The 6,573-nt window shown below is 59.5% G+C and carries 5 protein-coding genes; 4 read left to right on the forward strand and 1 reads right to left on the reverse strand.

Features of this window, described 5'->3' with window-relative positions:
* The first annotated feature begins 45 nt into the window (after nucleotides 1–45).
* The 3 genes from DWZ15_RS09070 to DWZ15_RS09080 all read left to right on the forward strand — a co-directional run bounded on the left by DWZ15_RS09070 (nucleotide 46) and on the right by DWZ15_RS09080 (nucleotide 3,072).
* On the forward strand, nucleotides 46–1,410 hold the full coding sequence (locus tag DWZ15_RS09070; RefSeq protein ID WP_118450573.1) for a PFL family protein: 1,365 nt from the start codon (nucleotides 46–48) through the stop codon (nucleotides 1,408–1,410).
* 478 nt (nucleotides 1,411–1,888) lie between these two features.
* Nucleotides 1,889–2,614, forward strand: a complete 726-nt coding sequence (locus tag DWZ15_RS09075) for a methyltransferase domain-containing protein (RefSeq protein WP_118450575.1) — start codon at nucleotides 1,889–1,891, stop codon at nucleotides 2,612–2,614.
* 158 nt (nucleotides 2,615–2,772) lie between these two features.
* Nucleotides 2,773–3,072, forward strand: coding sequence for a YhbY family RNA-binding protein (locus tag DWZ15_RS09080; protein WP_006234690.1), 300 nt, complete (start codon nucleotides 2,773–2,775; stop codon nucleotides 3,070–3,072).
* 69 nt (nucleotides 3,073–3,141) lie between these two features.
* Here DWZ15_RS09080 and DWZ15_RS09085 read toward each other — a convergent pair whose 3' ends face one another.
* The gene (locus DWZ15_RS09085) at nucleotides 3,142–6,141 is read right to left on the reverse strand and encodes a BTAD domain-containing putative transcriptional regulator (RefSeq protein ID WP_118450577.1); all 3,000 of its coding nucleotides are present in this window, start codon (nucleotides 6,139–6,141) and stop codon (nucleotides 3,142–3,144) included.
* Between the two features lie 218 nt (nucleotides 6,142–6,359).
* Here DWZ15_RS09085 and DWZ15_RS10750 point away from each other — a divergent pair.
* Nucleotides 6,360–6,573 (forward strand): hypothetical protein (locus DWZ15_RS10750; protein ID WP_233544762.1); only part of this gene is annotated, 214 nt, incomplete at its 3' end.

A 6,573-nucleotide genomic window follows, 5' to 3' on the forward strand; every position in this document is an offset into this window, starting at 1 on the left:
AGAATAGATAAGACTATGCTCGTTTTGGCAGATAGGAGCGCAAGGATGGCGATCACGCCCGCAGAAATCGCGGAAACCCGCGGCATGGTTGAGGAGCAGAACCTCGACATCAGGACCATCACCATGGGTGTTTCGCTCATGGGTTGCGGTGACGAGAACCTCGACCGCATGTGCACGAAGATCTACGACCACGTGACGCACACGGCTGAGCATCTGGTCGAGACCGCCGAGAACCTCGAGCGCGAGTACGGTATCCCCATCGTCAACAAGCGCGTTTCCGTCACCCCGGTGGCGCAGATCGCCGCGTGCTGCAAGGATGAGGACCTCACCCCCATCGCGCACGCCCTCGACCGCGCAGCCGAGACGCTCGGCATCGATTACCTGGGCGGCTTCTCCGCGCTCGTCCAGAAGGGCATCGGCGACGCCGACCGCCGCGTCATCCAGTCCATCCCCCAGGCGCTCGCCACCACCAGCCGCGTCTGCTCCAGCGTCAACGTCGCCAGCCTGCGCGCCGGCATCAACATGGATGCCGTGCTCATGGCAGCGCAGACCATCATCGATGCCGCCAAACTTACGGCAGATGAGGATTCCGTTGGCGCCTCCAAGTTTGTCTGCTTTGCCAACATGGTCGAGGACTCCCCGTTTATGGCGGGCGCCGTCCACGGCGGCGGCGAGGCCGACGCCGTCATCAACGTAGGCGTCTCGGGCCCCGGCGTGATGGCCGCAGCCCTGGAGAAGCTGCCCGATTCTGCATCGATGATGGAAGTCGCCGAGAAGATCAAGCAGACCGCCTTTAAGATTACCCGTGCCGGCGAGCTCATGAGCCGCGAGGCAGCCCGTCGTCTGGGTGTCGAGAAGGGCATTGTCGACCTTTCGCTCGCACCTACGCCTGCCATCGGCGACTCCGTTGCCCGCATCCTCGAGATCATCGGCGTGGGCACCTGCGGTGGCCCGGGCACGACCTGCGCGCTCGCCATGCTCAATGATGCCGTCAAGAAGGGCGGCGTCATGGCCAGCTCCAGCGTGGGCGGCCTCTCGGGCGCCTTTATCCCCGTGTCCGAGGATGCCGGCATGATCGCCGCCGTCGAGGCCGGTGCGCTTTCGCTCGAGAAGCTCGAGGCCATGACCTGCGTGTGCTCCGTCGGCCTGGACATGATCGCCATCCCCGGCGACACCCCGGTCGAGACCATCGCCGGCATCATCGCCGACGAGATGGCCATCGGCGTCATCAACAACAAGACCACGGCCGTCCGCGTGATTCCTGCCATCGGCAAGGGCGTGGGCGACTGCGTCGAGTACGGCGGCCTGTTCGGCCGTGCGCCCATCATGCCGGTGAACCCCAACGCCGGCACCGTGCTTGCCCATCGCGGTGGACGCTTCCCGGCACCGCTGAACTCGCTCAAGAACTAGCTGAGGGGTGCTGGCGAGGAGCCCCGGGGAGGGCAAATATATAAGGTCGCCTGCTCGGACAGTCCTGACTCGCACGGAGAGCACATTAAGTGCTCTCCGGCTCGTGCGGAACTCGCGATCGACCTTATATATTTGCCCTCCCCGGGGCTCCCGCACAACGGGCCCTCGGTTGGGTTCTATCCCTTTGGCAGTCGCTTCGCTTCTGCCCTACTTTGCTGGTATGGCGGTTTGGCGTTGGATCGGTTCTTTCTGATATATGCTGGTTGCGGCTCTTCTTTTGGGAGGAGTCGCTTTTTTGTTGCTAGGAGGTTGGCCCGTGGTTGATGGGGACGCTCGCTCTGAGCTTCTTTCCGCTGATTGGAATGGCGAATGGATGCGCCTGCAGGCCGCTCGGCATCGGGCTGATGATTCTTTTGAATGGGATAAGCGGGCTCGACATTTTCGACCTCTTGAGACTGCTCCGTATGCCCGGGATTTTATGAAATTGCTTGCTCTTGAGCCTGGTGAATCGGTGCTTGATATGGGGTGCGGGGCTGGGTCGATTGCTATTCCGCTTGCTCAGGCTGGGCATCCTGTGATTGCGGCTGATTTCTCCCCTGCCATGCTGGGCACCCTTGATGCTGGCATTGAGTACTATGGGCTCGAGGATCGCATTACGCCGCTTGAGCTTGCTTGGGATGATGATTGGGATTTGGTTGGACCGGTCGCGAAAGCGGTGGATGTTGCCTTTGCCAGTCGGTCGGTTACGACGACCGATCTAAAAGGTGCGCTTGCCAAGCTCGACCGTACGGCTCGTCGGCGTTGTGCTGTCACGATGGTCGCTAACTCCAGCCCGCGCTATGATCTGCACTTGATGAACGCTATCGGCGCCTCGGTTACCTGCAGCAATGGCTTTGTGTACTCCTTCAACATCCTCATTCAGATGGGTGCGTTGCCGCAGGTTACATACTTTGAATCGCCTCGTCGCGATACCTTCGACAGCCTTGAGGCAGGCGTGGCGGACTTTTCCCGCATGCTTGAGCATGGCAACGAGGATAAGGTCGACCGTCTGCGCGACTACATCGCCCAACACATGATCGAGAATCCCCATGCCGGTGAGCCGGGCTCCAAGGGCGTGTCGCAGGGGCGCTATATGCTCGACCATGTCCGTAAGGTTCGCTGGGCGTTTATTGCATGGGAACCGGTCTCTGAATCCCGCTCGTAGCCCGTTCACAGCCTGCGCTGCCCATCACCTCGGCATCCGCATTCTTTTTGAACTGGGCAAACACGCTCCACACCGCGCCGTTCCTGCGCTATCGTGGGACAGCTCACGTAGATTAAGGCCCCGTCGCGGGGCGCCCCATACATAGAAAGCGAGAACCCATGGCACTGACAGGAGCCCAGGTCAAGCAGCTTCGCAGCATGGCCCATCACCTCAACCCCGCCATCATCATCGGTAAGTCCGATGTCAACGAGGGCACCGTCGAGCAGACGGTCGCCTACCTGGAGAAGCACGAACTCGTTAAGTGCTCCGTGCTCGATGGCTCCAGTCTTTCCGCCCGCGAGGCCGCCGAAGAGCTCGCTGAGCGTTGCCACGCCGAGGTCGTCCAGGTCATCGGCCGCAAGTTCTCGCTGTATCGCGAGTCCTCGCGCAAGGACATCGAGAAGATCAAGCTCGTCTAAGAGCCAATGATCCGGCGAGCCAACACATAGCAAGCTTACGGGTGCCCAAGTACTTCGGGCGCCCGTTTTTTATCGCTCGACCAGCACGCGATTGAGCCGCCCCTCCACCAAGCGCTCGTATAGACGCCGCGTCTCGGGCTCGGGCACGCCATTGACCTGCTCCCTTAGATGGTGCATATGCCCGCTGTACAGCTCGACGATATCGCGCCGCCGCCCCGCCGCACTGTAGACGCGCATGGCGCAGCGCACCATATCCTCACGCGCTGTTTCCTGCCGAAGCCCCGACTCCGCCAGCCAAATCGCCGACTGCAAATCGTTTTCTTCTAGAGCGGCATTTGCTCCCTTAATCATGCAATCGATGTACTTTGACTGCATAATGCGTCGCATACGCAAAAAGTAGGTGGGGTTACAGCCATTGGGAACATACAGCGGTCCGGCATAAAGCTGCTCAATCTTAAGGCACAGCTCAACTAAATGGGGCCCGCGCGCACCCGTGCGATTTCCCAAAACCTCGCGGCTTATCTGGTCAAACAGCCGTACATCGGTCTTGACGTAGTCGCCGTTGAGTCCGATGCATTCATTTTGGATGAGCACACACGACTTGCCATCCGGCGTCGGTCCCAAAGCCGACCGCAAGCGCGATATCGTCGAGTACAGGTTGTTGCGGGCGCTATTGAACTCGGCATGGGGCCACAACTCCATGGCCAGCGTCTCACGATCGACGAGCGCATCCATGCCCAGCGCAAGCCGCTCGGCAAGTGTCGCCGCCTTCTTGCGGCGCCACATTTTGTCCGTGATGGGAAACCCGTCGCGCTCGGCGCGAAACGCACCAAACATGCGAATCTCGATATGGTCAATGGTATCAACGGCTTCAACCTCGCCGGCCTGGAACAGGCGCTCGCCCTCCCCTTCCAAATCGTCGCGCAGCGAGTACCGCGACAGCTCGCGCACGGGAAGCTTCTTGCGAATCCTGGTCGCCGGCTCGCCCAGACAATGCATGGCAAGGCGCGCAAAGAGCCGATACGATGGCTCCAGAATCCCCGCACGATTCATGGACATCCAGGCCGCAAGATCGCTGTCTCGGCCCGCACAGGCCAAATGCAGCGCCACCATCCAGGCCTCCGCTCCACCAACCTGCGTCTGGCTTATATCGAGCAACTCCGCTTCCTCACGTACCGAAACCATCGAGGTGTTACGCAGATACGCCGCGCGCTCCAGCAGCAATGCGTTATCGCGCATGTACGCAATCGACTCTTCGGCAAGTTTGAGCACTTGGACCGCACGGAACTTTGCATTAACCGGCCGTCCCTCTGCCAGCGACTGCCAGCCTTCTAGCAACAGGCCAAACAGCTGAATCTGGTTATCGCGCATGCGCACGGCAAAACGATCGAGCTCGTTGAACGCCGCGTCGTCGGTTACCGGCAGGCCGGAAAGGAGCCGCCGTGCCGCCAGCACCATGCGCACCCAGATAGCCATCGCCTTAAGCCCACGTACGTCGAGCGCCTCCCGCACCACCGTCATCTCGTCGTCGCGCTCGTCGGTTCCCGCAAACGACCCGTCAAAGAGCTCCACCAGCATGCTATCGGCCCGTATAACAATCCCCGCGATGTCGAGCTCGCAGTCGTAGGCCTTGCTCGTTTTGAGCTGCTGTAGAACGCCGCCGTCATCTCCCCGCTCGGTCAGGCAGCGCTTGACCTCGATATGCGCAGACAACATATTGTGCGCGGTATGGGATGTCTCGATTTCTGGCACGGCCAGGTTCGTAGGAAGCCCAAGCCCGTTGTCCCCATAGCAAACAGCCGTCAGTGTCTGGGCCACCCTCCATGAAACAGGGTCTATTTCGCAGGCCGCCCGTTCGCCCCCGCGCTCGATGACCGATGCCATATAGCGAGCGAGCTTTGTATTGGACACGCTGACCGCTGCCAGATATACGCCAAGCGCCTCGGCAGGCGTTGGCTCTGGAGCCGGATCCTCGGCATCGATCGTGCCCAGCGCTGCTCGGCAGATATCGGCCCCGTGCCCCGTCAGAGCCAGATCGACCCCATACTGCCCAGCAAGTTCAAGGACCGCATCACGGTCCAAAAAGGCGTCCGCCAGGCCCATCGCCGCATCGCATCTACCCGCCTTAAGCAAAATCCGGGCCGCCCTCGGAACAAGTTCGGGGCGAACCTCGGCCGCCAACTTGCGCAAGCGCAAGCGTCCGTTATCCTCCGTGCCCAGACACGTAAAACTCCGCTCGGCGGGATCCAAGCCAAAGATCGGGTAGTCGCGTACAAAGTAGGACTGGTCGACCATCGATAGCCTCACCCCGCAAGCCTCGAGTTCTGCGATATTGCCCTCGCCCATCAAAATCATGAGACATGCCACGCAAAACAGTGCATTATTGTCGAGCGAAGCCAGATCGACAAGTGCCGCGCCATATACGTTGACAATCTCGTTTTCGAGCAGACCGGCTACGTCGCCTTGGCCATACAGACCCGTCTGCAATGCCGAAACGAGCTCGGGCACGCCCTGCGTGAGCTGATAAAAGTCGAGCGATGTGCTGATCGAAAACGCCGATGCCCACGCCGAATACTCATAGGCATGCACCTTGAGCATCTGCGCATTGATCTTAACCGAATCGCCCAGCCCATGAATCAGTTGACGATTTGAAGGACGGCAGGAGATAAAGACCCCTACCCCCATAGCGCGCAGGCCGCGAATCCTGTCGATGAGGTCTTCGGTATCGTGCTGATCGAGGTTTGGCACATTATCAATCGCGATAAGGGAGTGCGGTTTGTCTTTGAGTTCTTCGGTAACCACCTCGAGCTGCATAAACACCTCGCGCCCAGTGGCGCGATCGGCCTCGATAATCCGCACGGGGCCTCGCGTCGGGTCGCATTTAACCTCATGGGTGTACTGCAGCAGTACCGAGGTCTTCCCAAACCCGTCGGGCGCATAGAGAACCACGATGCCGGCCTTTCGGCCCTTGGCGAGAAGCTCATTCATCAAGCGTTCGCGTCGCACCATATAGCCTCCGCCCAGCGGCATCAGCTCGAGGTCGTCTATACTGTCCAAATCGTTTACCATGCCCGCTCCTCAACTCGACCGTATGGACACTGTAACCGCAAGACCATACAAGCCGCGCTATGAATAGAGCGACCTTGTGTTCTAGGTTGTCTTTTGGTACGCAAGCGGCAAGTTTTTGTACAGCGAGGGCCGATTGTTATTAATCCCCCGACTAATCGGTCTTTAAGCAGGTAAATGAGCTTGTCAGCTTGTCCCATCTAAACGGCAGTGTAACGCAAATGAACAAGGTTCAGCTATGTCATTCAACTCGCCTAGCACCCGCTACCGTCTACGACCTTTTAGTGGCATTTTTGCATAGAATCTGGTATGGAATGAATCAAGCTGTTGGGCATCCGGCATTCGTCAAGCTTGCGGCAAGATTTTGGTCAAGCGGGCGGAGAGGGATAATCAGAACCACCCTTAAAAAGGGTGGTTTGCTCTTAGGGTATAACC

The sequence above is a fragment of the Collinsella sp. AF29-7AC genome (assembly GCF_003475665.1).
Taxonomy (GTDB): Bacteria; Actinomycetota; Coriobacteriia; order Coriobacteriales; family Coriobacteriaceae; genus Collinsella.